Annotated in this window: 27 protein-coding genes; 8 read left to right on the top strand and 19 right to left on the bottom strand. The window is 46.0% G+C overall.

All coding sequences use genetic code 11. The features are described from left to right. Positions 1 to 2: 2 nt before the first annotated feature. The 3 genes from MHH91_RS06765 to MHH91_RS06755 form a co-directional block, all read right to left on the bottom strand. On the bottom strand, positions 3 to 929 hold the full coding sequence (locus MHH91_RS06765; protein ID WP_013351976.1) for an ABC transporter permease: 927 nt from the start codon (positions 927 to 929) through the stop codon (positions 3 to 5). Between the two features lie 14 nt (positions 930 to 943). Further along, positions 944 to 1,768 (bottom strand): M55 family metallopeptidase, encoded by an 825-nt coding sequence (locus MHH91_RS06760; RefSeq protein WP_013351975.1) that lies wholly within the window; start codon positions 1,766 to 1,768, stop codon positions 944 to 946. Positions 1,769 to 1,923: 155 nt separating this feature from the next. Then, positions 1,924 to 3,477, bottom strand: coding sequence for an MFS transporter (locus MHH91_RS06755; protein ID WP_013351974.1), 1,554 nt, complete (start codon positions 3,475 to 3,477; stop codon positions 1,924 to 1,926). A 284-nt stretch (positions 3,478 to 3,761) separates the two neighbouring features. Between MHH91_RS06755 and htrA the strand changes: the two genes are divergently transcribed. Both htrA and MHH91_RS06745 read left to right on the top strand, forming a co-directional pair. After that, entirely contained in the window at positions 3,762 to 5,111 is a 1,350-nt protein-coding gene (gene htrA, locus MHH91_RS06750; RefSeq protein ID WP_014470489.1) for a serine protease HtrA, read from the top strand. 95 nt (positions 5,112 to 5,206) lie between these two features. Then, complete coding sequence (locus MHH91_RS06745) at positions 5,207 to 5,383, top strand: hypothetical protein (RefSeq protein WP_014470490.1); 177 nt, start codon at positions 5,207 to 5,209, stop codon at positions 5,381 to 5,383. Between the two features lie 90 nt (positions 5,384 to 5,473). On the opposite strand, the gene MHH91_RS06740 is transcribed toward MHH91_RS06745, so the two are convergent. The 3 genes from MHH91_RS06740 to MHH91_RS06730 all read right to left on the bottom strand — a co-directional run bounded on the left by MHH91_RS06740 (position 5,474) and on the right by MHH91_RS06730 (position 9,740). Further along, positions 5,474 to 6,445 (bottom strand): glycosyltransferase family 2 protein, encoded by a 972-nt coding sequence (locus MHH91_RS06740; protein ID WP_013351972.1) that lies wholly within the window; start codon positions 6,443 to 6,445, stop codon positions 5,474 to 5,476. 12 nt (positions 6,446 to 6,457) lie between these two features. Next, positions 6,458 to 8,605: a glycosyltransferase family 39 protein gene (locus MHH91_RS06735; protein ID WP_013351971.1), complete on the bottom strand. Its 2,148-nt coding sequence runs from the start codon at positions 8,603 to 8,605 to the stop codon at positions 6,458 to 6,460. Positions 8,606 to 8,789: 184 nt separating this feature from the next. Next, a complete protein-coding gene (locus tag MHH91_RS06730; RefSeq protein ID WP_013351970.1) occupies positions 8,790 to 9,740 on the bottom strand; it encodes a ring-cleaving dioxygenase in 951 nt (316 codons plus the stop codon). Positions 9,741 to 10,063: 323 nt separating this feature from the next. Here MHH91_RS06730 and MHH91_RS06725 point away from each other — a divergent pair, with 323 nt between their 5' ends. From MHH91_RS06725 to MHH91_RS06700, 6 genes are all read left to right on the top strand, one after another. Next, positions 10,064 to 11,380: an APC family permease gene (locus MHH91_RS06725; protein WP_013351969.1), complete on the top strand. Its 1,317-nt coding sequence runs from the start codon at positions 10,064 to 10,066 to the stop codon at positions 11,378 to 11,380. A gap of 284 nt (positions 11,381 to 11,664) precedes the next feature. Next, complete coding sequence (locus MHH91_RS06720) at positions 11,665 to 12,282, top strand: DUF47 domain-containing protein (RefSeq protein WP_003154804.1); 618 nt, start codon at positions 11,665 to 11,667, stop codon at positions 12,280 to 12,282. 12 nt (positions 12,283 to 12,294) lie between these two features. After that, positions 12,295 to 13,293: an inorganic phosphate transporter gene (locus tag MHH91_RS06715; RefSeq protein WP_013351968.1), complete on the top strand. Its 999-nt coding sequence runs from the start codon at positions 12,295 to 12,297 to the stop codon at positions 13,291 to 13,293. A gap of 107 nt (positions 13,294 to 13,400) precedes the next feature. Beyond that, on the top strand, positions 13,401 to 14,147 hold the full coding sequence (locus tag MHH91_RS06710) for a type II toxin-antitoxin system SpoIISA family toxin (protein ID WP_013351967.1): 747 nt from the start codon (positions 13,401 to 13,403) through the stop codon (positions 14,145 to 14,147). Then, complete coding sequence (locus MHH91_RS06705; protein WP_003154807.1) at positions 14,147 to 14,317, top strand: type II toxin-antitoxin system SpoIISB family antitoxin; 171 nt, start codon at positions 14,147 to 14,149, stop codon at positions 14,315 to 14,317. The genes MHH91_RS06710 and MHH91_RS06705 overlap by 1 nt, the downstream gene beginning before the upstream one ends. Positions 14,318 to 14,413: 96 nt before the next feature. Beyond that, positions 14,414 to 14,539, top strand: a complete 126-nt coding sequence (locus MHH91_RS06700) for a hypothetical protein (RefSeq protein ID WP_003154809.1) — start codon at positions 14,414 to 14,416, stop codon at positions 14,537 to 14,539. A 33-nt stretch (positions 14,540 to 14,572) separates the two neighbouring features. On the opposite strand, the gene MHH91_RS06695 is transcribed toward MHH91_RS06700, so the two are convergent. From MHH91_RS06695 to MHH91_RS06635, 13 genes are all read right to left on the bottom strand, one after another. Continuing rightward, a complete protein-coding gene (locus MHH91_RS06695) occupies positions 14,573 to 15,451 on the bottom strand; it encodes an N-acetylmuramoyl-L-alanine amidase (RefSeq protein ID WP_014470491.1) in 879 nt (292 codons plus the stop codon). Positions 15,452 to 15,464: 13 nt separating this feature from the next. Beyond that, complete coding sequence (locus MHH91_RS06690; RefSeq protein ID WP_014470492.1) at positions 15,465 to 15,728, bottom strand: phage holin; 264 nt, start codon at positions 15,726 to 15,728, stop codon at positions 15,465 to 15,467. Between the two features lie 13 nt (positions 15,729 to 15,741). Next, positions 15,742 to 16,005 carry a hemolysin XhlA family protein gene (locus MHH91_RS06685; protein WP_013351964.1) on the bottom strand — a complete coding sequence of 88 codons (264 nt, stop codon included), beginning with the start codon at positions 16,003 to 16,005 and terminating at the stop codon, positions 15,742 to 15,744. Between the two features lie 53 nt (positions 16,006 to 16,058). Further along, positions 16,059 to 16,856 carry a phage-like element PBSX protein XepA gene (xepA, locus tag MHH91_RS06680; RefSeq protein ID WP_014470493.1) on the bottom strand — a complete coding sequence of 266 codons (798 nt, stop codon included), beginning with the start codon at positions 16,854 to 16,856 and terminating at the stop codon, positions 16,059 to 16,061. Positions 16,857 to 16,910: 54 nt separating this feature from the next. After that, a complete protein-coding gene (locus tag MHH91_RS06675; RefSeq protein WP_014470494.1) occupies positions 16,911 to 17,075 on the bottom strand; it encodes an XkdX family protein in 165 nt (54 codons plus the stop codon). Next, positions 17,075 to 17,401 (bottom strand): XkdW family protein, encoded by a 327-nt coding sequence (locus tag MHH91_RS06670; RefSeq protein ID WP_014470495.1) that lies wholly within the window; start codon positions 17,399 to 17,401, stop codon positions 17,075 to 17,077. The genes MHH91_RS06675 and MHH91_RS06670 overlap by 1 nt, the downstream gene beginning before the upstream one ends. Positions 17,402 to 17,412: 11 nt before the next feature. Then, on the bottom strand, positions 17,413 to 19,176 hold the full coding sequence (locus MHH91_RS06665) for a hypothetical protein (protein WP_014470496.1): 1,764 nt from the start codon (positions 19,174 to 19,176) through the stop codon (positions 17,413 to 17,415). A gap of 2 nt (positions 19,177 to 19,178) precedes the next feature. Then, entirely contained in the window at positions 19,179 to 19,451 is a 273-nt protein-coding gene (locus MHH91_RS06660; RefSeq protein ID WP_013351959.1) for a hypothetical protein, read from the bottom strand. Continuing rightward, on the bottom strand, positions 19,448 to 20,026 hold the full coding sequence (locus MHH91_RS06655; RefSeq protein WP_014470497.1) for a YmfQ family protein: 579 nt from the start codon (positions 20,024 to 20,026) through the stop codon (positions 19,448 to 19,450). The genes MHH91_RS06660 and MHH91_RS06655 overlap by 4 nt, the downstream gene beginning before the upstream one ends. Further along, positions 20,010 to 21,056, bottom strand: a complete 1,047-nt coding sequence (locus MHH91_RS06650; RefSeq protein WP_014471720.1) for a baseplate J/gp47 family protein — start codon at positions 21,054 to 21,056, stop codon at positions 20,010 to 20,012. The genes MHH91_RS06655 and MHH91_RS06650 overlap by 17 nt, the downstream gene beginning before the upstream one ends. Further along, complete coding sequence (locus MHH91_RS06645; RefSeq protein ID WP_014470499.1) at positions 21,049 to 21,474, bottom strand: DUF2634 domain-containing protein; 426 nt, start codon at positions 21,472 to 21,474, stop codon at positions 21,049 to 21,051. Before MHH91_RS06645 ends, MHH91_RS06650 begins: the two co-directional genes overlap by 8 nt. A 149-nt stretch (positions 21,475 to 21,623) precedes the next feature. Beyond that, positions 21,624 to 21,890: a DUF2577 family protein gene (locus tag MHH91_RS06640; RefSeq protein WP_013351955.1), complete on the bottom strand. Its 267-nt coding sequence runs from the start codon at positions 21,888 to 21,890 to the stop codon at positions 21,624 to 21,626. Beyond that, positions 21,890 to 22,867 (bottom strand): XkdQ/YqbQ family protein, encoded by a 978-nt coding sequence (locus MHH91_RS06635; RefSeq protein WP_013351954.1) that lies wholly within the window; start codon positions 22,865 to 22,867, stop codon positions 21,890 to 21,892. The genes MHH91_RS06640 and MHH91_RS06635 overlap by 1 nt, the downstream gene beginning before the upstream one ends. Positions 22,868 to 22,871: the final 4 nt, after the last annotated feature.

Here is a 22,871-nt window from a genome sequence, read left to right as displayed (position 1 = left end):
GATCACCCTTTCTTATGAAGTTTTATGCGCGGGTCTAACAGGCCGTATGCCAAATCAACCAGAAACAGCATGACGATCAGAATCACACTGTAAAATACGGTCGTCCCCATAATCACCGGGTAGTCACGCTGATTGATGCTTTCCACGAAATATTTGCCCATTCCCGGAATGGCAAAGATTTTCTCGATGACGAAACTGCCCGTCAGGATACTTGCGGCAAGCGTGCCAAGTACTGTCACAACAGGCATAAGAGCGTTTTTCAAGGCGTGTTTGATGATAATTTTGACAGGAGAAAGGCCTTTTGCTTTTGCCGTGCGGATATAATCCTGAGTGAGCACTTCAGCCATGCTTGATCTTGTCAGCCTCGCGATGATGGCCATAGGTCCGACGGCAAGTGCTGCAGTCGGCAGGACCATGTGAACTGGACTCGTCCACGTAGCAGCCGGAAACCATTTCAGATGAACCGCAAATTGCTGAATCAGCAGTGTCGCCATAATAAAATTCGGAATGGAAATCCCCAGCACCGCAAGGCTCATGGCCGCATAATCGAGAAATCCGCCGCGCCTCAGAGCGGCCGTTATGCCGAGCGCGAGTCCTGAAATAACAGCGATGATAATCGCCGTTATGCCAAGCTCAAATGAAACGGGAAACCCCCGTTCAAGCATGGCGTTTACACTGTCTGACGGTTTTTTAATTGAAGGACCGAAATCAAAGGTTAGAATGGATTTTAGATAGATGGCGTATTGAGTGATAAGAGGTTCGTTCAGATGGTAGTAGGATTCGAGATTTCGCTGAACCGCTTCGTTTGTGCCCCGCTCTTCGTTAAAAGGCGAGCCGGGTATCACTTTCATCATGACAAATGTCAGAGTGGTGATGACGAGGACGGTCATAATCATTGCGATAAAACGTTTGATAAAATACCGAAGCAATGCCGTTCACCCCTTTAACAGAATGTTGTTCTCATGGCGAGTTCTGTCATGACGAGCATGGCCTGATAGGCTTCCGGCATGTCTTTTGCCTGAAATTGAACGATTGTCGTTCCCGGTATGATTTCTGTGCCCGGCATTAAATGGGCCCATTCAGCCTGTCCGTAGTTGGCAAATTCAATGCCTAAGACCGGTCTTTCAGGCGGAGTGAGCGGCTTGACCTTATCTTTATTTTTGAGCGCATAAGCTGTTTTTTCCGTCAGGAGCTGCCCGGCTTTCAGAGGAGACAGGCATTTAACCGCGGTTCTTGAAATGGTTTGCTTGACGGCGGCTGTCGTCACATTCGGTATCAGCTCCTCCGCTTCTTTTGCGGCGCAATCATCCCCGGCAGCCATAATCACCGGGACATCGTAAAATCCGGCGAGATAGGCATTTAACCCCAGTTCACCGACCGGCTTATCATTTATGTAAAAGTGACGCACGCCGAATATCATGCTGTGCGACATGACTCCCGGCATTGAGGCTCTCGCATGGTAGCCGATAAACATTGCGCCAGAATAGGATTCATCAAGCCCCTGCATCATAGAAAACGGCTTGACGTCCCCTGTGATCAGCTCTGCCTCAGGATGAAGTTTTTCTGCGAGCAGATTATTCATCTTTGAATGGCTGTCATTTACGGTCACTTCCGTGCACCCGTTATTAAACGCTTCTGCGATGCACCAGTTTGCTTCCTCGGTCATCAGAACCCTGCCGCGCTCATAATTGTGCATGCGGGAATTGACAAATGTTTCATCCGGCAGTCCAGATATCCCTTCCATATCTACAGATAGATACAGTTTCATGTAATACCTCCTTTTTTATTTAAAATTTCGATATTAAATTATGAATATTCTAACAAATTATATTAAAAAAGGATGAAACATGCAATATACCATTCTGCCATTATAGGAAAAAACAAACCCTTTTCACCGGGAAAAGGGTTTGCTGATAGAAAAAGTTACATACTGTTTTCGGGGTGACGCTGAAACTGTCTGACCGCACTTCTGTATTCACTATCGGGAATGACCTGATGCCTGATCGGTTCAGTAGTTTTCCGCGGAGGCTGTTCAGCCTCCTGGTTACGGACGGCGTGCGGTTTATGCGCCAGCTTATGTCCCATGCCGGTCGCATTCATGACAAATGATAAACACACTAAAAGCAGGCTTAAGATGAAAGCAATAAGGAACAGATCGCTGTATGTCCCCATCAGCAACTCATGCGGCGATTGTGTGCCGTGCGCGCCCCAAAGCATGCCGGAAGCATCTCTTTTGGTAAAATACCCTATTAATACAGGGGCGCCCATATAAATGAACAGCCGCAAAAACTGAACTGCCGTCATGCGTTTCACCAGTTCCGGAAGCGGTCCTCCTAACGCGGCTCCCATCAGTCCGGCTGCCACGATAAGCCCTGTTCCGGCCGCCAGCATTACGAAAAGCCCCGCAAATAGAATAATAGGCATATGATGATCCGTCGTCATCCATTGAAAATTCACGAACACAAGTATAATAGAGCCTGTTATCCCGAGCATGCCCGGGCCGACTTTATCATATGCTAATGCACTGATGACAGCGGCAATGGCCACGCCTGCCAAAAGGCTCGCATATAAAAATATCAAATGAGTTTGTGACATATGATACGCCGCCTGAAGCTCCCCGCGAAATGCAGAAAGGCTGACCGCTATTGAGATACTGCCTGCAGCGATCATAAAAACTCCCAGAATCGGCTTTGGAATCAGCATAAGTTTAATCGAAATCAGCGCATGTTCGTTTCTGTACTGCATAATCAGCAAGATCAGCAGAATGACGAAGCTTCCTCCAAATCCCGCCAACGTATGCCATGACGAGAAACCCCATTTCGGCAGATGAATAAATGTAAAGGCAGCCAGCACGGCTGATACACCCGCTAACAGAAAACCGAAGCCGTCAAATGGAGATCTTTCTGCGCCTTTATGAGCATCATCCCGCAGCCACATATAGCTGAAAATGAAGCCGCAAAAAGACAGCAGACCAAAAATGCCGAACAGCCAATGCCAATGGCCGGCGCTTGCCGCGGCCGTGCCTAATACGGTCCCCATAATGACGGACCCGTAAAAGCCGCCGATTAACACAAATAAGGCGTAATTGCGGCGCTCAATCGGAAACGAAAGCACCAGCATCGGAATCATAATCATCAGCATAGTGCCCGCAGCGGCTCCCTGTAAAAAACGGCCCGCAGCGAGCGGGTAAATATCATTCGTACAAAAAGCTAGCAGCGCTCCGATGACAGCCGCTGCCATAGAAATCATATAGACAGGCCGGGAGCCGAACCTTTTTCTTAAATACGGCCCAGCCGGCACGAATAAGGCAAATGCCATATTACCGATAATAATCGGATGAAAAGAATCATAGTTTCCTCCGCCGACCGTCTGCCGGACAAGGCTTTGGACAGCCGAAAGAGCGGTGTTCGACATCAGTCCCGGCCCGACCGCCAACACAGCAAGCAGAGAAATAATCCAGTGATGTTTTTCTTTCATTTGACAGCTCCTTTCTTAAATTTGACAACGTAAAAAAGCTAACAGATTTCCCCCATTAGCTTGACAGAATTTTCATATCTTTTCATGTGAAGGATTGAGCATAATCTATCATTTATTATTTCAAATCCGATCGAAATTGTCAATATAAAGCGCCCCGTCCAATTACGTCTTTTTCACAATTTCCCACAATCTTTTCATTATTATCCCACACTTTTTGTGTAAGATGGAGTCAGTAATAATAGGCAAATCATGCTATGATGAAATAGAGAAACGGAGTGAACATGATGGATAACTATCGTGATGAAAATCGGACAGACCAAAAAGAACAGGAAGTCCTTTTAGCAAAAGAAAATCCGCAGCCGGCCAGATATTCAGCGACGGACGAGGACAAGAAAAAACGAAGCTTCGGCTGGTTCAGACCGCTCCTCGGCGGGGTGATCGGCGGAGGGCTCGCCCTTGGCATCTATACATTTACGCCGCTTGGAGACCATCAGACGCAAGATACGTCCAATCCGGCTCCCGCTCAGGAAACGTCATCTGTAACCGCTAAACAGACATCTTCTGATTCCGGCAGCAGCAAATCGTCAAGCAGCTCATCAGCAAATTCAAGCAGCATTTCAAATATGGTGGAAGACATTTCACCGGCGATCGTCGGAATCACCAATCTGCAAAAGCAGCAAAGCAGTTCAGATTTATTCGGATTCGGATCCGGTTCCGGTTCGAACTCAAATTCATCGGGTGAAGATGCCGAAACGGGGTCGGGTTCAGGCGTTATTTTTAAGAAAGCAAACGGCAAAGCGTATATTATTACGAATAACCACGTGGTCGAAGGCGCCTCTTCCCTTAAAGTGTCATTATATGACGGTACTGATGTAACAGCTAAACTCGTCGGCAGAGACTCTCTGACGGACTTGGCCGTTTTAGAAATCAGTGATAAACACGTGACAAAAACGGCAAGCTTCGGCAGCTCATCCGCTCTCAGAACGGGTGAATCCGTCATCGCCATCGGTGATCCGCTCGGAAAAGACCTTTCCCGCACCGTCACTCAGGGTATCGTGAGCGGCTTAAACAGAACCGTCTCGATTTCTACATCAGCCGGTGAGTCAAGCATCAATGTCATCCAGACTGATGCCGCCATCAATCCCGGAAACAGCGGCGGGCCGCTCTTAAATACAGACGGCAAAATCATCGGCATCAACAGCATGAAAATCAGTGAAAGTGATGTAGAAGGCATCGGCTTTGCAATCCCGAGCAACGATGTAAAACCGATCGCTGAAGCGCTTCTCACTAAAGGACATGTGGAGCGCCCTTATATCGGGGTAAGCATGATCGACTTGGAGCAAGTGCCGCAAAACTATCAGGAAGGCACACTCGGCCTCTTCGGCAAACAGCTGAATAAAGGGGTTTATATTCGCGAAGTGGCGCAGGGATCGCCTGCCGCCAAAGCCGGATTAAAAGCAGAAGACATCATTATCGGCTTAAAAGGGAAAGAAACCGACACGGGCAGCGAACTTCGCAATATTCTCTATAAGAATACGAAGGTCGGCAGCACCGTGGACGTGAAGATTATCAGAAACGGCAAGGAAATGACGAAAAAAATGAAATTGACTCAAAAAGAAGAAACACCTTCTTAACAAAAATCCAGGGCAGCGGCCTTGGATTTTTTTATATCAATGAAACTTTCAGCGCAAACCGTCCGTATGAATAGTGTACAAAGGAGGATACATACATGAAACATTCCGGACTTTTGCTGGTCGTTACCGGCCTGATCTTGCTGCAGCTGAGCTTTCAGCTTCCTCATCAAAACATTGCTTGGGGCATGACGCTGGGTGCAAGCATTTTATTGAATCTGACGGGAACCGGACTGATTATGCGCTCTTTGCACATGCAAGCCAGCCGCAGATGATTGAAAAAGCCGCGGGACACTCAGTGATCCGGCGGCTTTTTATTTCAGACATAAAAGCACCCTGTCCGCTAGAAGGACAGGGTGTTTCGGTTAAGACATATGCTGATCCCGATAAACCTTTTCGTTTTTAATGCCGTACGCTTTTTGCACGATATAGAGCGGACGGTCTTTTGCTTCGTCATAAATCCTTCCGATGTATTCGCCGATCATACCGAGAATTAAGAGAACGATGCCGCTGAATAAAAGCTGTATCACAATCAGTGAGGACCAGCCTGTAATGGTGCTGTCTGTAAAAAGTTTCATATATAAAACGACAAACATATAAAGAAAACCCGCTCCGGACATAATCATTCCCGCATAGCTTGCCGCCTTGAGCGGTTTATGGGAGAACGTTGTTATACCGTCCATGGAAAGCTTCAGCATTTTTTTAAGCGGGTATTTCGTTTCTCCCGCAAGCCTTTCATCGCGTTCATATTCAACAGCAGTCTGCTTAAACCCGACCCAGCTGACGAGTCCCCTGACAAATGGATTTTTCTCTTTTAATCTTTTCATTTCGTCACAGACTTTTCTGTCCAGCAGGCGGAAATCTCCGGTATCGAGCGGAATATCAATATCGGTCACGCTCCGCAGCAGCCGATAAAACATAGAAGCCGTCTGTTTCTTGAAAAAGGTTTCTCCTTTCCGTTTCGTTCTGACGGCGTACACCACATCGTAGCCTTCTTTCCACTGTTCAATCATATCAAGGATTAATTCAGGAGGGTCCTGCAAATCGGCGTCAATGACGATGACGGCATTCCCCTCTGCGTAATCCATGCCTGCGGTGATTGCGATCTGGTGACCGAAGTTTCTGGAAAAATCAATAATTTTCACTCTCGGATCAATCAGACTGTGCTCTCTTAATATCTCAATACTGCGGTCTTTGCTTCCGTCATTGACAAAGATCAATTCATAATGATCTTTTGTTTGATCCATGACTTCTTTCAAACGTTGATAGGTTGTCTGAATGACGAGTTCCTCATTATAAACGGGGACGACAATTGAATATTGAATATGTCTGCTCATGTTTTTTTCCTCCTATTCATCAGATTGCAGTTCGTATAATGAGGCTGACTGATTCATTCCGCCTGGGCCGCCGCCCATCCGGTTGTTTTCACTTGAATCCTTACTGGTTTCAGTATCAGCTGCATCATTATTTTTCGTTTTCTGATCATTGCTTGATTGCCATTTATCTGAAGATACTTTCTTGCCGTTTTTCTCAACCCATTGCACAATATCATTGTTTCCGCCTTTGCCCATTCCGGATGTTAAGAAGTATTTTACTTTCCCTTCTTTTACGAGCTTTTTAAATTGAGTCAGCGTGATGGCCGGGTCAGATCCGCTGAATCCGCCGATCGCCATGACGGCTTTTTTCGTTTTTATAATGTAAGGCGCCGCTGTGTTGGAATCGGTTGTTGCAAACAGATAGTCCGCTCCGGCGTTATGTTTCTCTAAATAGTTGATCAGTTTTTCATTTACAGATGCGTTATTCATCCCCATGCCTTTTTTGCTTGTTGAGGCGAGCTGAGGGCCTGTTTCAGGCAATGAGCTGTTGCCTCCGTACAGAAGCGGTGTGCTCGCCCAATAAATCGGCATTACCAGCAAGACGAGAAGGGCTGCAAGTGAAATATAAGAACTGAGCGGTTTTTGGCGCTGTTTGAACACGAACAGAGCGATTGCAGCCGCAGCGCCGATCACGCCTATACCGATGCTCCAGCCTGCACCGATTTGATCAATGTAGTTTCTGAGTATAAACAGCTCAAATCCGGTTGTCGCAAGAATGGCTGCCGGCAGAAGCCAAGTTTTCCATCCCGCCTGCTTGCGGTACAGATGAACAAGGGCGACCCACCCCGCGCCGGTAAGTGCCGCAATCGGAGGCGCCAGCATAATGAGATAATAATGGTGGAAAAATTCCGCCACACTGAAGAATCCGGCAATCGGCACAAGCCATGCTGCCCAAAAAATCGTTTCCTTCTGTTCTTCTGACAATCTTCTTCTTTCTCTCGCCCCGGCGATCAATAAACCGGCCATTCCAAAAATCGCAAACGGCAAGAGCCAGCTGATCTGATCAGATAATTCCGTTTGGAAAAGCCGCAGCGGACCAGGGGTTCCTGTCCCGAACATTCCTGAACCTGATTGCATTTTCGAGCCGGTGCCTGTACCGCCTTTTCCTCCGCTGCTAGGAGGACCTCCTTGACCGCTGCCTGGCATTTCGCCTCCGCTTGGCATTTGTCCGTTAGACGGAGGCGCCGTCATGCTGCCGTTTTGTGATTTGCCTTCACTTGATGAACTGCTGCTTGAAGACTGACCGGGCGGTGCTTGCATTCGTGAAGAACCGGCGGAAGAAGATATCCCTTTTGAAGCGTTTCCGTCCGGCCCGCCCTGGCCGCCGCCTGAATTTTGGCCTGTCAGCCGCTGAATCCCGTTATATCCGAAAGCCAATTCCAATACGGAGTTGGTCTGGCTGCTTCCGACATATGGCCTTTTGCCGGCCGGGATATTGTCAACAATGAGAGGCCACGACAATGAAACGGCTGCTAATACGGCCAGCGCGCTTACCAATGAAATGATTTTTTTCTTAATGGTCGTGTTTGCCGCAATCATATAGAACAGCAAGAAGGCCGGTAAAATCATATAAGCCTGAAGCATTTTTGTATTAAAGCCTACTCCGACGACAAAAAACGCCGCCAGAAGCCAAATCAGTCTGCCTTTTCGAATCGCTTTAAAGAGAAGCCATGTGGCGAACAACAGGAAAAATACCAGTAAAGCATCAACATTGTTCGTCCGTGCGACTGCTACAGCGATCGGCGTACATGCCATGACAAATGAGGCGATGCGCGCCGCCGTTTTTCCGAACGTCGGCTTTATTAATAAATACATAAAGAGAACTGAGCCTACACCCGCCAATGCCTGAGGCAGGATGACACTCCACCCGTGCATACCGAATATCAGCGCGCTGATCGTTTGAATCTGGTATGTAACAGGCGGTTTATCCACCGTGATAAACCCGGCTGCGTCAAATGAAGCGTAAAAGAAATTATGAAAGCTTTGAAGCATACTCGTTACCGCCGCGGTGTAATATGGATTCACCGTATCGTCATTCCAGATGTTATACATATTCAAGAATGCGGAAACGAGTAAAATGAGAATGAAGACTGCGTCTATCTCGCGTTTTTTCATGTTCACCTGTGTTTTCACTCCTTTTGTTTTAACTTTGAACAAGTGTAACAACCAAATATGAAAAATTTATTAATAAACAAAGACAATTATTTTGCCGTTTACAAATAGGTAAAAAGAATGACAAAACGGGTAAAAAAGCAAAAAAAAGATGCCCCCGTCAAGCCGGGAGGCATCTGTCTTTATTTCTGATTTACTGAATCGGTTTCAGCCGCGCTTCTATTTCAGAACGGCGGTGTTCGAGATAAGGCGGGAGCGCAACTGTTTTGCCGAGCTCCTCAGGTTTTTCATCGACCATAAATCCCGGACCGTCCGTTGACAATTCAAACAGAATTCCGTTCGGTTCCCGGAAGTACAGCGCTTTGAAATAATAACGCTCTACAATGCCCGAGTTGGTGAAGCCTTCTTTCGTGATTATGCGGTGCCATAAAGCAAGCTCCTCCTCATTCTGAACGCGGAAGGCCACATGATGCACGCTGCCTTTTCCCGGACGCTCGCGCGGAAGGTCGTTTCTTTCAATCAGATGAACTTCTGTACGCGCACCTCCGTTTCCGGATTCCAGCACCGTAACAGTGCCCCGGTCTTCATGCGTTTCTTTTCCGATTTCAGTAAAGCCCAGCACATCGGTTAACACACGCAGCGTCGCCTCTGCATACGGGACGGTTAATTCAACGGGACCAAGACCGCGGAAAGAATATTCTTCCGGAATGCCGCTTTGCTTCACCGCTTCACCGATATCTTTTCCTTTTTCGTCAGCCGTCAGCACAAGCCGCTGTCCTTCATGATCCTGAAAAGCGAGTGTGTCTCTGCCCGCTGTCTTCCGGATGTCACCATGAGCGACCTGATGCTCTTCAAATCGTTTTTTCCAATATTGCAGTGCTTGCGTATCCGGGACACGCAGGCCGATCGAAGAAATACTGTTTGTCCCCGCATGAAACGGCGCAATCCGCGGGATTTCAAAAAACGTCAGTTCAGATCCCGGATTGGCTGTTTCATCACCGTAAAACAAGTGGTACATTGTCGGTTCATCCTGATTTACGGATTTTTTCACAAGCTTCAGCCCTAGAATATTCCGATAGAAATCTAAATTTTTCTGTGCATCAGCTGTCAATGCTGATACATGGTGTATTCCGTTAACTTTCATTATGTTATCCTCCAGTCAATTATCTCGATTTCGAGATATTTTCTATATACAATTTATGTTATCCGGATCATAAAGTCAATACATCTGCTTCTCAGACGGTCAGCAGATTGCCCCCCTCAAAATAACGAACTATAGTTGTTACAAATCCGTTAATGTTCGCTTTTAAAACGGGATATTTTCCTTCTCAAAAGCAGAAACCTTGCTTTTTCAGGTAAAAACACTAAAATTAGAAAATTTATTTTATTCGTGTTTCAGCAATTAGGGTTTACAATATGTAAAATAGTTTTTTCAGCATGACGATTTTACATCTGGAGGGAAAGGATATGCAGATTGAAGAAAACGGACTAAAAAAAGAGATCGGCCTTACCATCGCCCTCTCACTTGTTATCGGCACCATCATCGGTTCCGGCGTATTTATGAAACCCGGCGCCGTGCTTGCCTACTCCGGTGATGCGAAAACCGCGCTTATCGCGTGGCTGTTAGGAGGCATTTTGACGCTTGCCGGCGGCTTGACCGTTGCGGAAATCGGCACTCAGATTCCGAAAACGGGCGGACTTTATACATATCTTGAAGAAGTGTACGGTGAATTTTGGGGCTTTTTGTGCGGCTGGGTTCAAATTATTATTTACGGCCCCGCCATTATCGGAGCAATCGGTTTGTATTTCGGCTCCTTGATGGCCCATCTGTTCAATTGGGATTCCGGCTGGTCTAAACTGATCGGGATTTCAGCCGTTTTGTTTTTAAGCATCATTAATATTATCGGAACGAAATACGGCGGCATCGTTCAGGGAATTACGACTGTCGGCAAATTAATTCCGATTATCTGCATGATTGTGTTCGGCCTTTGGAAAGGCGATCAGCATATTTTTACAACCGTCACAAGCAGCATGTCGGAAATGAATTTCGGCGCTGCCATACTGGCTACTTTGTTTGCCTATGACGGCTGGATTCTTCTTGCGGCTCTCGGCGGGGAAATGAAAAATCCGGAAAAGCTGCTCCCGAAAGCGATGACAGGCGGACTGTTGGTCGTCACCGCTATTTATCTTTTCATTAACTTTGCCCTGCTGCACATTCTTCCCGCGACCGATATTGTGAAACTCGGTGAAAATGCGACCGGCACCGCTGCCGGAATGCTGTTTGGCGACATCGGTGGGAAATTGATCAGCGTCGGGATTATCGTCAGCATCTTCGGCTGTTTAAACGGAAAGATTCTCGCTTTTCCGCGTGTCTCATTTGCAATGGCGGAACGGAAACAGCTTCCGTTTGCCGGACAGATTTCACGAGTGCATCCGACATTTCGCACTCCGTGGATTGCCGTGTCATTTCAGATCGCGCTGGCCATCATTTTTATGATCGCCAGCAATCCCGATAAGCTGTCTGAAATCTCTATTTTCATGATTTATATTTTTTACGTCATGGCCTTTTTCGCCGTGTTTATCCTCAGAAAAAAAAGCGGCGGAAAACCGCGCGCCTACAGCGTGCCCCTGTATCCGATCATTCCGGTTTTGGCCATTGCGGGTTCACTGTTTGTACTGATCAGCACGATCATTACAGATACACTGAGCTGCGGGCTGTCGATCTTGATCGGCCTCGCCGGGTTACCGCTTTATTTTTGGCTGAAAAACAATAGAAAAAACTGACAAAAACGGTTCCTTTTACGGGAACCGTTTTTTTTCGGCAAAATCACGTGTAAAAGTTGACAGCAAATTCACATCTTTTGTTATACTTTTTAGGCAAGATGTCTGAATTCGAAGTATGTTACGTTTTTTTGGCGAAGTGGGTAACATAAGAAAAACAGGATGAGACACGTTTTTACGAAAAAATCAAGAGGCGTTTTTTTCGACTTTATCTGTTTTTTTTCGACAAAAGGCTATATAATAATTTGATGTGTGCATTGTCTCATTCAAACAATGGAGGGTTTTTAATGATAAAAAGAAAAAAAGATAAGTTCTCACTCCTTTTAACAGAAATTGCAAAAAACATAGACGAAACCGCAGAATATTTTGTCAACTTTAAAGTGACGAACCAGACGACTTTAAAGGAATTTGCCGATACGTTAAAAGAGTTTGAAACAAAAGGAGATAATCATGTTCATGTCATGATCAAAGAGCTGAACAAAGCTTTTATCACTCCCATTGAACGTGAAGACATCCTTGAGCTGACAAACAGCCTCGATGACGTGCTTGACGGAATCGAACATTTTTCAGCGATGATGGAAATTTTCTCGATCACCTCTTCTGACGAACATATCGATAAGTTCAGCGGATACATCAGAGAGTGCGCGAAAGAAATTTTAATCACGATTGAACTGCTTGCAGAAAACCGATTAAAGGACATTCACCCTCACGCCATTAAAATTAAGGAATACGAGCACAGCTGTGATAACCTGCACCGTAAATCATTAAAAAATCTGTTCGGCACAGAAACCGATCCGATTAAAGTGATTCAGTACCGTGAGATTTACGAAACGCTTGAGGAAATTGCCGACTCTTGCCAAAGTGTTGCCAATAACCTTGAAACCATCATTATGAAAAACGCGTAACGAGGGGTTATAATGGATACTCTATTACTTTTAACGATATTAATTGTCATATGCGCTTTGGTATTTGACTTCATCAACGGATTTCACGATACTGCAAACGCAATTGCCACCTCAGTTTCGACAAAAGCGCTGAAGCCGCGGCACGCGATTATCATGGCGGCCATCATGAACTTTCTCGGAGCGATGACATTTACCGGTGTTGCGAAAACCATTACGAAAGATATTGTGAATCCCTATACATTAGACAACGGGTCGGTTGTCATTCTGGCGGCTTTGATCGCCGCAATCGCCTGGAACTTGATCACATGGTACTTCGGTATTCCGAGCAGCTCTTCACATGCGATTATCGGAGCGATCGCCGGCGCGGCCATTGCAGCGTCAGGTTTTGCATCGCTGAATTATAAAGGGTTTATTAAAATTATCGAAGCGCTTATTTTTTCACCGATCATCGCCTTTGTTCTCGGCTTTATCGTATATTCGATCGTGAAGCTGATTTTCAAAGACAGCAATTTGGCGAAAACAAATAAACGCTTCCGCAGAGTGCAGATTTTGACTGCTGCCATTCAGTCCTATACACACGGAACAAACGACGCGCAAAAAGCGATGGGTATCATTACGATGGCGCTTATGACGGCCAATTTACATAAAAGTGATGCGATTCCTTTTTGGGTGCAGCTCTCCTGTGCTCTGGCAATGGGTCTCGGTACATCCATCGGCGGCTGGAAAATCATTAAAACCGTCGGCGGAAAAATTATGAAAATCCGTCCGGTAAACGGCGTATCTGCCGACTTAACCGGCGCAGCCATTATTTTCGGGGCCACGTTTATCCATCTCCCTGTCAGCACGACACACGTCATCTCGTCTTCCATTCTCGGTGTGGGCGCTTCCCACCGCGTAAAAGGCGTAAACTGGGGCACGGCTAAACGGATGCTCATTACATGGGTCATCACCCTGCCGATTTCAGGTACACTCGGCGCCATCGCCTTTTTTATCTTAGATCTCTTTTTCTGATTACAGCATCCGCTTCTTTACAGGAGCGGTTTTTTTTGTGACAGGAAAATGATGCCACAGCATAGAATGAACATAGCAGACCATTTTTCGAATTGTGAGGGATGCTCATGCTTTTGTTTTATCAAATCATGGTGTGGACGATGGCGGCCGCACTCATTTTATATGTGTATGCATCCTGGCGGTATGAGGCAAAGGTAAAAGAAAAAATGTTTGCCATCCGTAAAACGTGGTATTTACTATTTGTAGTAGGCGCCATGGTCTATTGGACATATGATCCCGAATCGCTCTTTGCCGCATGGAGGCAATACTTGATTGTTGCCGTCTGCTTTGCCCTTATTGATGCGTTTATCTTTTTGAGCGCGTATATCAAAAAGCTCGCCGGCAATGAATTAGAGACGGATACGAGGGAAATATTGGAAGAAAATAACGAAATGCTTCACTCCTATCTTGAAAAACTGAAAACCTATCAATATCTGTTGAAAAATGAACCGATCCATGTATATTATGGAAGTACAGAAGCTTATGCAGAAGGCATCAGCAGACTGCTGGCCGCTTATGCAGAAAAAATGAATGTCACGGCTTCATTGTGCGACTATTCCGCACAATCGGATAAGGACCGCTTGACAGAGCATATGCCTGATGCGGCAGACGTTCAGTCCCGCCTTAACCGGAAAGACGTCTACTATGATCAAAAAGGAAGGCTTGTGCTTATTCCGTTTACAGTCCAGAACCGCCAGTATGTGATCAAACTCACGTCAGAAAACCTGTTGACGGAATTCGATTATTTGCTTTTCACATCGCTAACGAGCATTTATGATTTAATGCTGCCAATAGAAGAGGAAGGTGACGGATAATGGAGCAGGCGTTTCAAAACGGGCAGCCGGAACAAAGAGCGAAACCGTTCAAAATGTTTAAAAAACGCTCAATGACAAGTATCGCAAGTTACCAGGTCAGCCCTCACACCGCCAGAATTTTCAAAGAAAATGAGCGGCTGATTGACAAGTATAAACAAAAAAAAGCTTGATTACACTAAGGACAGGAGACACGGCTCTTGTCCTTATTCCTTTTTCCCTTATATTTCATATAATAATACCAACAAAGAGATGCGACAGGTGATGATGTGAAGAAAATTGTAAGGCGCGTAAAGTTTGTGGATTACGGACGGTTCGGGCTTTCCGCTTATTCGCTGAGGATGCGGGCGAGGAATCTCGGGCTATTAAACCGATTAAAAAAGAAGAAAGGCTGAATCCCGGGATGTTCGGGACTCAGCCTTTTTTTCTTAAAGCTGCTGCAAAATTTTCGCTTTTACTGCGGGGCCGTAGATGCCGTCTGACGGCAGTCCGTTTACAGATTGAAAGCGGGCAACGGCATTTGCGGTTTTCGGTCCGTAGATGCCGTCAATGCCGTTATTGGCAGCTCCTTTTTCAGGATAAAAATAAAGCGCGGCGAGCGCGTTTTGCACCTGGTATACCTTTTCACCGGATGTGTACGGCTCTGTCAGCTGAATCACCTCATCCGGAAGAGGATACAATCCCTCAACAGGCGGGCTGACAATCAGCACTTGTCCGACTTTAATCAAGTTCGGATCAGCGATGTTATTCCATTTTTGCAGATCGGCCACACTGACGCCGAATTTTCGTGCGATTGCCGACAGCGTATCTCCTTTTTGGACAGTATACGTCTGTCTATTTTCAGAACCGATTCCCGCTTTAAACTCATCCCATGTATCCAACAGTCTTCTCGGGCAAAGCTTTCCTGACCAATGCTTGTGCTCGACGACATTCGCAAGCGGGATGCCGTGCGACGTCATTAATGTGCGGATGAGCCATTGGGCGTTTGCCACAGCCTGTGAAAAGTTTCCGTCTGAATTTTCACAAATTTCAATACCGATGGATTTACGGTTGCCGTCCCCGTTTCCGTCTCCGGCATGCCAGCCGTTTTCGTTCAGCGGAAGATGCTGATAAATTTCCGTATCATCGACTGTGAAATGCCAGCTTGTCGGCGTATCGGGATTTTTCACATAGCTCGCGTGACTTTTGGCGTTTGCGCCGGCTGCGGTATTGGCCGTATTATGCACCGTAATGTAAATCGGTGTCATTGCATAGCCTGGGCGGTTATTGTTTCCCTCTGGAATGAAATCCTGTGTGATTTTCACCATGTTTTCATCTCTCCTATTTCGATAAATTGTTTATTTTTAATAAAGCCTGCTGTTTCTTCCCTTTTGCTGTAACGTAATTGTTTTTAAACCAGGCGGCCGCAGTCGTTGCGATCGTAAAAATAGCCGACCCGGCGGCATACAGTGTATCCGCAAGCTGATTGACCTGATCCTCCTGAATATCCAGCGGCGATTTGCCGAACATCAGCAGTGTTTGGTTCAATAAAGCAAGCAAAAGAAGCACCGTCCTGACGACCGTGCCTTTGTCCGCGAATTTCATATTTGTTTCCCCCTTACTTTTGCAGCAGATTGTACATGATGGCGATGGCTCCGCCAATGACGCCCGTGCAGATTGCTGTCACGATGGCTCCTGTAATGGTCCGCTTAATCCATGTTGTATTCTCTTCAATTTTGTTCAGCTTTTCATTCAGCGTCATGATTTGCTGATCCTGCCGGTCTGATACCCGCTCTAAAGCGGCTACCCGCTGTTCAAGCACCTTTTGTTCACCTTTGATGCCTGCGAATTCTTTTTGCACCGTTTGTTCATCCAGAAGCACTTCAGCTCCCTCCTCTTACATTGTTCTCACCTCCCTTCGGAAGCTTGATTCTTTTAAGAAAATGCCGTGCCTTTGACAGAAAGGCTTCCGCCGGAAATGCTCTTGATTTCCATGACGATTTCTTTAAAGCCAGCAATATCAAAAGTCCACACTTCTTCTGTGCCTGACGTGCCGGCTGCTGATGTCCCGTCGTCAGATCTGATTCCTCTGATCGGCACATTTTTCCCCGAGATGGATCTCCCCCAAAACGCGACTTCGCTTGACTCGGCGGTGCCGGTGATTTCGACGAGAAGTTTTTTCTCTTTAGTTACAGAAAAAACAGATCCTTCGGCGGCGCTTTCGGTCTGATGATGAAAAACAAAGTCGCTCTGACTTTGAATAAAGTCTACCGGTAAAGGGTTCGTCTTTTGCAGGTGAATATCGATTTCTCCCGCCCCAAGTGATTGATAAAGGACAAATTCAGATTGCTGCAAATTCCCATTCACATATCGGAAACGATAATACCTTTTAGTAAGATACACCCATTCAGACGCAGAAAACTCACCAGGGGCAACATTAACTGCGACAGTGGTTGACCATGAAAAATTATTGTCACTTTCTTCAATAAACAGCGTGCCTCCCCGGTCAGCATAGGCAAATCCTTTCACTTTGGAAATAAGCACTGCACCAAGACGGTCCTGTCCGTACTGATTGTAGACCTCTGTCGCTTTCAAAGCCGAGTTGGTTAAGAGCTCAGCCACTCCCGATAAATGGGATACAGGTGTTACAAAATCTGTTTTTTCTCCTCTGTACGGCTTTACCGCACCTGCTTTTCCGCTCCGATCTGCGGGAAACTCATATTGATATTTCACGGTAATCCTCCTCCTTTTTCTGCTTATTTCAAAAAAGACCAAAATAAAAAAGCCTTACATGGCTTTACCTGTAATCTCCTCGTATTGATCGGACGATATGAGCGACTGACGAACCCCTTCTTGCAGATCTTCTATCGAACAGTCTTTATAATGCAGAGCTTGTTTCACCATATCTGCCGTCGCCCACTGATAATGAAGGGCAATCACCCAAAAATTCATTATGCATTTTCTCCTTTCAATGACAAAAGTGTAAGCTTAACGTCTGACAGCTCATTTCCGAGCATAGCGTTCAGCTCTTCCAGCTGCTTGCGCGCAAGTTTTTCTCTTGACAGCTCCTGTGCAAGCAATTCTATGTGATCAGGCGGATCATATGGCGGATTTTTTTGCAGCTCCTCCCACCACGCCTCAAGCTGTTCCTTTGTAGGTATGGGAGCGTTGAGGTTCCATTTTTCAATATAAGATTCATTCCCGTCATTTCTTAAAACAAAGTCTTTTAACGGAACTGCATCAGGATACTTATACAAGATTACATCAAATAAAACCATATAAATTCCCCCTATACTGTCGGGTAATTCTTCCCGCCAATTTCCAAAATATCAAAATAATTTTTCCGTCCATCGGCATCTTTTACATAACGTGTGACGGTGCCGTTATAACCGATATAAGCATATATTTCAGCATAATCACCAGCATCAAGCGGCACTGTCACTGTTCCGGTCAGTGTAGCATTGAATTCATTTGAATCTGTACTGTCTTTCGGAGGAGGCATTCTAAAATGATCCATTAATTTGTATTGTTCTCCATTCACATATACGTATAATTCAAAGTTAGAATATTGCTGTGTGTTTTCTATATAAATACTGCCGCCGACCAGGTACATACCGGAATGCTTTGCGATAAATCTACTATTTTTCACGTCAAATAAGTTATCACTATCTTTTATTTTACGGTTGAAAAGGATCTTATTAACCTCACCTTTTTTCAACTCTTGCCGACCTGTTGTACCGATATTAGCGTGAGCAAATCCCGATATTTTTTCCCATGTTGTCCAGCCGGTAGTATCCCACCATTGACGAATCCAAGTACCTGTTTGATTATTCTTTCCGTTTCTCTCATCACCATTGCCGTAAAAGTATTGAACGAAACGCCATTTATTCAGATTTTCATTTTTCACAAAGCCATATCCAAGAGGGTATCCTGTGCTGTTTCCCTCATAAATCCCCATAAAAGTGATTCCCTCTGGATAATCAGTCCCAGGTGTTCTGGCATCAACAATTGTTTTTTCGTCCCCATCACGGTAACAAGTCAATCTTTCAATTGAAAAATTAGTATCCGCGTAAGTTTTGGCATTTTGCAGGGCCTGATCAGCTTTATTTTGAGCATCACTTTCTGTTCCGAGCTTTTGCCAGCCAAGCCAATTATTATTTAAATAATTAGTATAGATATTATTCTCGTAGTCAGTTGCGTAAATCCAGCCAAAAACAGCTTTACCGGATGAATCTTGGTTAGTCATTTGCCATAATCCGCGTATAGATTTTCCTCCATCAGGTGCTCCCGAATTCGTGCCATGAGCATAAAAAGTTCCAATGGAAGTGCCTTTACTTTGAATGGCATCCAGCAAATTTATATCGCTTTCGCTGCCCAAAGAAATAGTTGGTGCTCCATTATCAGCCGTCAATTTCATCAACTGCCCTGCATTCCATTTGTCTTTGTCAGACTTGGTTACATGAATGTCTGTTTTTTTGGCATGCTCGTTTACTTTTGCTTGTGCTCCGGCAGCTGTTTCATACGGTATCCATTCAGTCCAAATGCCGTTTTCCAGTGTTTTTCTCCAAAATCCTCCATCGTTTGAAAAAGCGGCCGCCTCCCCGTTATTCTTTGAAGAATATAGGTAAATACCGTCTGTCTGCTGAGGCGGAGTATTTATTCCCGTTGTTGCTGTCGAGAAAGTAAAGGTTTTATTTTGGCTGGCAGCAATCTGATGAAAATCCTGTCCCTCAGAGATATTAATAAAAGCGGAGCCATTATCGTTTGTCATTTTAGACAGCTGCCCGTTATCCCACTTCTGGCGCTCTTCTTTCGTCAAGTGCCGGTCCTGATCTTGATTGTGCTGATCGAAATCTTTTTTTGCTGCCTGCTGGACGTTGTCCACGTTTCCGAGGCCGATTTGCGCCTTTGTCGTTTTGTGCGGGTTGTTCATGTCGTTTTTATGGGCCGCCAGATCCTTGTGGGCGTCTTTTATGCCTTTTTCCCAGCGGTTGACGTCGTCTTCATTGATCGGATCGTCCGGAAGCCAGTCTGTTTTTTCTTCGTAAGCCATCGTTACACCACCTCAAAGGTAAATCTTAAATCCAGCGTTCTGTTATTGCTGAGATCCAAATTTGTTTTTCGTTCTGTGATGACGCTTCCTGTTTCGTCAAGCATCTGCACGGTTTCAATATGTTTGATGCCTTCTTCCCTGCGTGTGAGAACAGTGACTGCGGCTTCTTTTACAGAAATGTCCGCAATCGGTGTTTCTTTGCCGTTTAACAGCACTTTTGTGATCCTGTTTTTCAGATCGGCTGCGGCACGCTGTCTGTATGCGGCTGATATCATGGTAAGACCACCTCGTTATTATTGAGTGTGACGGAATAACCGACCTTCAGTTCACTGACTTTTCGGTATCTCCGATCGTTGAGAATGACCCGGTCTTTGATTTCCAGTGTTTCGTTTAATGCGGCTCTCAGTATATACGCCAAATGAGCGGGTTTAATCTTTTCAAGTGTTTCAATCAGCTCGTTCATGTGCTGCAGGTCGTCAAGCTCTATATCGGCATAAAAACGATATTCCCCCGGGAACATCCGAACGTAAGCCGACGGATGTTTTAAAAAACGGTTTAACGCCTGTTCGATCGCTTGATGCGTGATGGGCGGAATATTCGACATCTTCGAGATCAGCCTGAGCCGTCTCATGTCCTCCGTATCACCTGATTCACGCGGTATTTTCAATATTTTTTCCCAGCGGTCAAGCCCCCACGTCGCCGTCGTAATAAAGAGCTGATCTGTCAAATCGAAAATATCGTGATTCTGCCGCTCAAACTCAGGAGCTTCCGCCTGAAGCACTTCCGCCATCTCTTTTAGCCGGGTTAAAAAAGGCGGGAGGTACGCCGTCATCTCATCGAGTCTGCTCAAGAATGATCACCTCTTTGAGGGTAGGAATTTCCACGTCACTGAGCACAAGATTTTCCGCCGCACCGTTCATTTTGATATCGGCGTAGTCACTGACGGATGCCGAGTTATAAACAATATTGTTAATTTGTGATAAACGGACGGTGTTTTCTTCGAAGGCTATTTTCTTAAATAAATTCAGGACGCCTTTTTCAATCTCCGCTTTTACATCATCGATCGAGCTGTTCAGCTCAGGCAGCACGGAAGCGGAAATTTCGATCTCTTTCCATACCGCGCTTTCCACCGTTACTGCGGCTCCGATCGGCGCCTGGCCTTCTCCCTGTCCTTCATCCGGATCAATATAATCCTTTACTTTCTTGATCAGAATATCTGATGCCGGTTCCAAATTCGCGTTTGTGATAACGACCTTCACCGTTCCGTCTCCGTTCCATAGCGGGAAGATTTTCGCCCTGCCGACACCGTCAACTTCTTCGGCCCACTGTTTATAATGCAGTTTATTCGCGCTGACTGCCTCCCGGCGGACACGGGTAAAATAACGCGCTCTTAAACTGTTGTCGTCTTCTTCCTCACGGCCGGGAATTAAAATATCGCGCATGACAGCCTTCTCAAGCCCGGGAATCGTATCAAGCGGCAGCAGGTTTTGACCTGTAATGCCGGCATTGCCCGCATCACCGGCCGTTTCACATTCAAGCGTTCCATCCTCCGTATATTGAAAATACAGGTTATCGACGAAGAATCGGGAGCCTGGCGGAATGGTGATTCCCGGTGTGAATTCTCCGGCTCTGACCGCTTTTGTGGCAGCCGTTCGTTCAATTCCTGCTTCAGCAGCCCGCCTGTCCAGAAATTCGCCCTGAGCCGTATCGGAAAAAACAAGCTCCAGCACGGTATCAAGCCAAATATAAGACTTTGCGAGCTCAGCGGCCGCAGGCGCGAGCGCATTGTAAATGACGCTGCCTTCTCTCGTATCAACATCTGCCGTGATTTTCTCCAGCATTCTGTCCATAATGTTGTCAAATGTCTGAGCTTCAAACATCCTCACCCAGCACCTCCTCAATCTCAAGCATGCCCTCATCGGCTTCAACGGTAAAAGAGACGATGAAGGCATCATCTTTTTTCTCAATCTCAAAATTGGTTACGGCCAAAATACGGTCATCATACAGCAAGGCTTCTTCTATCAATCTTGGAATCTCCATTTTTTTGTAAGCATCCGTCGTGTTCTGATCTGAAAGCACTTCCTGCAGTTCATTTCCGATATCATGACTGAAAACCGAGTATGAATACCGTTCTGTGTGAAGAGCGATATAGACAAATTGTCTGATTGCGTCCAGTCCGTTTATCAGTTCATTGGTAATCCTGTTGTTTTCAAAATCAATTCGGTAGGTTTGTGACGTTTCAATGGCATCACTCGCATCCTCCAAATCTTCAAATTCGATTTCCGGTGTCAGGGCCATTGCACCCGCTCCTTTTTGATTGTTCATTAAAAAAAGCCCTCTTCAGCGACTGAAGCGGCTTCCTCTCTCTCTATTCCATTTCCATCCGGATCTCTCATGCGGAACGGATAACATTTCACGTTCCCGACATTCATCATACAGGAATGCGGTTAAATTTTGTCCAGCACAAAGAAGGACTGTCCGCCTGTTAATGCAGCGGTCATCACCCGGTCTCCTGCCTGGAGCTGATCATCTCCCCCGGACTTCAGCCGCTTCGGCACAATGAGGGCATCAGACGGAATCAACAATTTATCGTGATCTTTCAGCTTCAGCTCAAGCGGCGAAACGGAGGTCACTTCAGCCGGCATCAGCTCCACCGGCGCTTCGGCGTCAACCGCCCCGACGGCTAAATGTTTAATGGCATCGCTTAATCTCATCAGGATGTTCCCTCCGGAAGTGAGTTTTTCTCTGTGACATCAATCGTCATGGTATGTTTTGTTCCTTGGAATTCATGGCGGTCCGTATCCACGTAATAGGTTTTCTTCAATCCGATTTCCGGAATTGAGATATACACCGGCAATCCGCTTTCCAACCCCGGAATACCGATCGCCTGTATATTTTTCAGCTCTTTCTTAACGCCTTTTTTCTCAGCCTGCTTCACTTTTGCGCGCTGTTTCAGCTGGGCTTCGTTAATATCATCAGAAACCGTTTCCGTATACTGCAAAACGCCGAATGTTTTCATGCCTGCGCTGTCTGCGGCGGTAGCCTTCACCGTTTTATTGTCTTTTTGCAGCCGCATGACGACGCGGGTTGCGGTATCATCGATCGAGGTGCTGTACTGATACCCCGTAATATTAACGCCTGTTTCCAGCACCCATATGTCAGACGGCTCCGGCCATTCACGCAAGCCGAGCCTGCCTTTTTCTGAATAGAGCTGATAATTGCGGCCCGTCTGGCTTTTTGTCTGCTTTAACGCTTTTAACATCATATCGTAAAGGCTTGTATCATTTTTAAAAACGAGTGATTTAATGGTATGGCCTGTATTGGCAATGGATGTGACGGGAATTTGAAAATCGCTGGCAATCCTTTTTAATATTTGATCGGCGCGCTGGTTGGAAAACACGTATACATCCTGGTTTTTCACAAGATATTGGAGCATATCATATGCGGTGAAGGCGACGGTATGTTCATCCGGCGTTCTTGCAAAGACAATGCCGCGGAACAGTTCTTTTCCATCCCATTTGAACAAAACCGTATCCCCCTCTGACACGCTGTAATACGTCTGGCTGCCCTGCTTTACGACAATCGTCGCTTCGATGGAGCGGGGCGCCTGATATCTGTGGCCTTCCAGCGATACGCTTTCTGTTACAAGCTCGAGCCACTCCGTTTCTTTTATGACAAATAGTTCAATCATCTTT

It is taken from the genome of Bacillus sp. FSL K6-2819, assembly GCF_038008305.1.
GTDB lineage: Bacteria > Bacillota > Bacilli > Bacillales > Bacillaceae > Bacillus > Bacillus amyloliquefaciens.
This window is presented reverse-complemented; position numbering and strand designations above follow the sequence as displayed.

Coding starts and splice junctions, on each gene's coding strand:
- MHH91_RS06740 (WP_013351972.1), bottom strand. CDS start 6,445: ATGAGCAGACATATTCAATATTCAATTGTCGTCCCCGTTTATAATGAG.
- MHH91_RS06660 (WP_013351959.1), bottom strand. CDS start 19,451: ATGATATCAGCCGCATACAGACAGCGTGCCGCAGCCGATCTGAAAAAC.
- htrA (WP_014470489.1), top strand. CDS start 3,762: ATGGATAACTATCGTGATGAAAATCGGACAGACCAAAAAGAACAGGAA.
- MHH91_RS06695 (WP_014470491.1), bottom strand. CDS start 15,451: ATGGTGAAAATCACACAGGATTTCATTCCAGAGGGAAACAATAACCGC.
- MHH91_RS06675 (WP_014470494.1), bottom strand. CDS start 17,075: ATGAATTTTTGGGTGATTGCCCTTCATTATCAGTGGGCGACGGCAGAT.
- MHH91_RS06730 (WP_013351970.1), bottom strand. CDS start 9,740: ATGAAAGTTAACGGAATACACCATGTATCAGCATTGACAGCTGATGCA.
- MHH91_RS06755 (WP_013351974.1), bottom strand. CDS start 3,477: ATGAAAGAAAAACATCACTGGATTATTTCTCTGCTTGCTGTGTTGGCG.
- MHH91_RS06640 (WP_013351955.1), bottom strand. CDS start 21,890: ATGAGATTAAGCGATGCCATTAAACATTTAGCCGTCGGGGCGGTTGAC.
- MHH91_RS06725 (WP_013351969.1), top strand. CDS start 10,064: ATGCAGATTGAAGAAAACGGACTAAAAAAAGAGATCGGCCTTACCATC.
- MHH91_RS06710 (WP_013351967.1), top strand. CDS start 13,401: ATGCTTTTGTTTTATCAAATCATGGTGTGGACGATGGCGGCCGCACTC.
- MHH91_RS06690 (WP_014470492.1), bottom strand. CDS start 15,728: ATGAAATTCGCGGACAAAGGCACGGTCGTCAGGACGGTGCTTCTTTTG.
- MHH91_RS06715 (WP_013351968.1), top strand. CDS start 12,295: ATGGATACTCTATTACTTTTAACGATATTAATTGTCATATGCGCTTTG.
- MHH91_RS06705 (WP_003154807.1), top strand. CDS start 14,147: ATGGAGCAGGCGTTTCAAAACGGGCAGCCGGAACAAAGAGCGAAACCG.
- MHH91_RS06670 (WP_014470495.1), bottom strand. CDS start 17,401: ATGGTTTTATTTGATGTAATCTTGTATAAGTATCCTGATGCAGTTCCG.
- MHH91_RS06665 (WP_014470496.1), bottom strand. CDS start 19,176: ATGGCTTACGAAGAAAAAACAGACTGGCTTCCGGACGATCCGATCAAT.
- MHH91_RS06760 (WP_013351975.1), bottom strand. CDS start 1,768: ATGAAACTGTATCTATCTGTAGATATGGAAGGGATATCTGGACTGCCG.
- MHH91_RS06645 (WP_014470499.1), bottom strand. CDS start 21,474: ATGGCCCTGACACCGGAAATCGAATTTGAAGATTTGGAGGATGCGAGT.
- MHH91_RS06720 (WP_003154804.1), top strand. CDS start 11,665: ATGATAAAAAGAAAAAAAGATAAGTTCTCACTCCTTTTAACAGAAATT.
- MHH91_RS06635 (WP_013351954.1), bottom strand. CDS start 22,867: ATGATTGAACTATTTGTCATAAAAGAAACGGAGTGGCTCGAGCTTGTA.
- MHH91_RS06745 (WP_014470490.1), top strand. CDS start 5,207: ATGAAACATTCCGGACTTTTGCTGGTCGTTACCGGCCTGATCTTGCTG.
- MHH91_RS06650 (WP_014471720.1), bottom strand. CDS start 21,056: ATGTTTGAAGCTCAGACATTTGACAACATTATGGACAGAATGCTGGAG.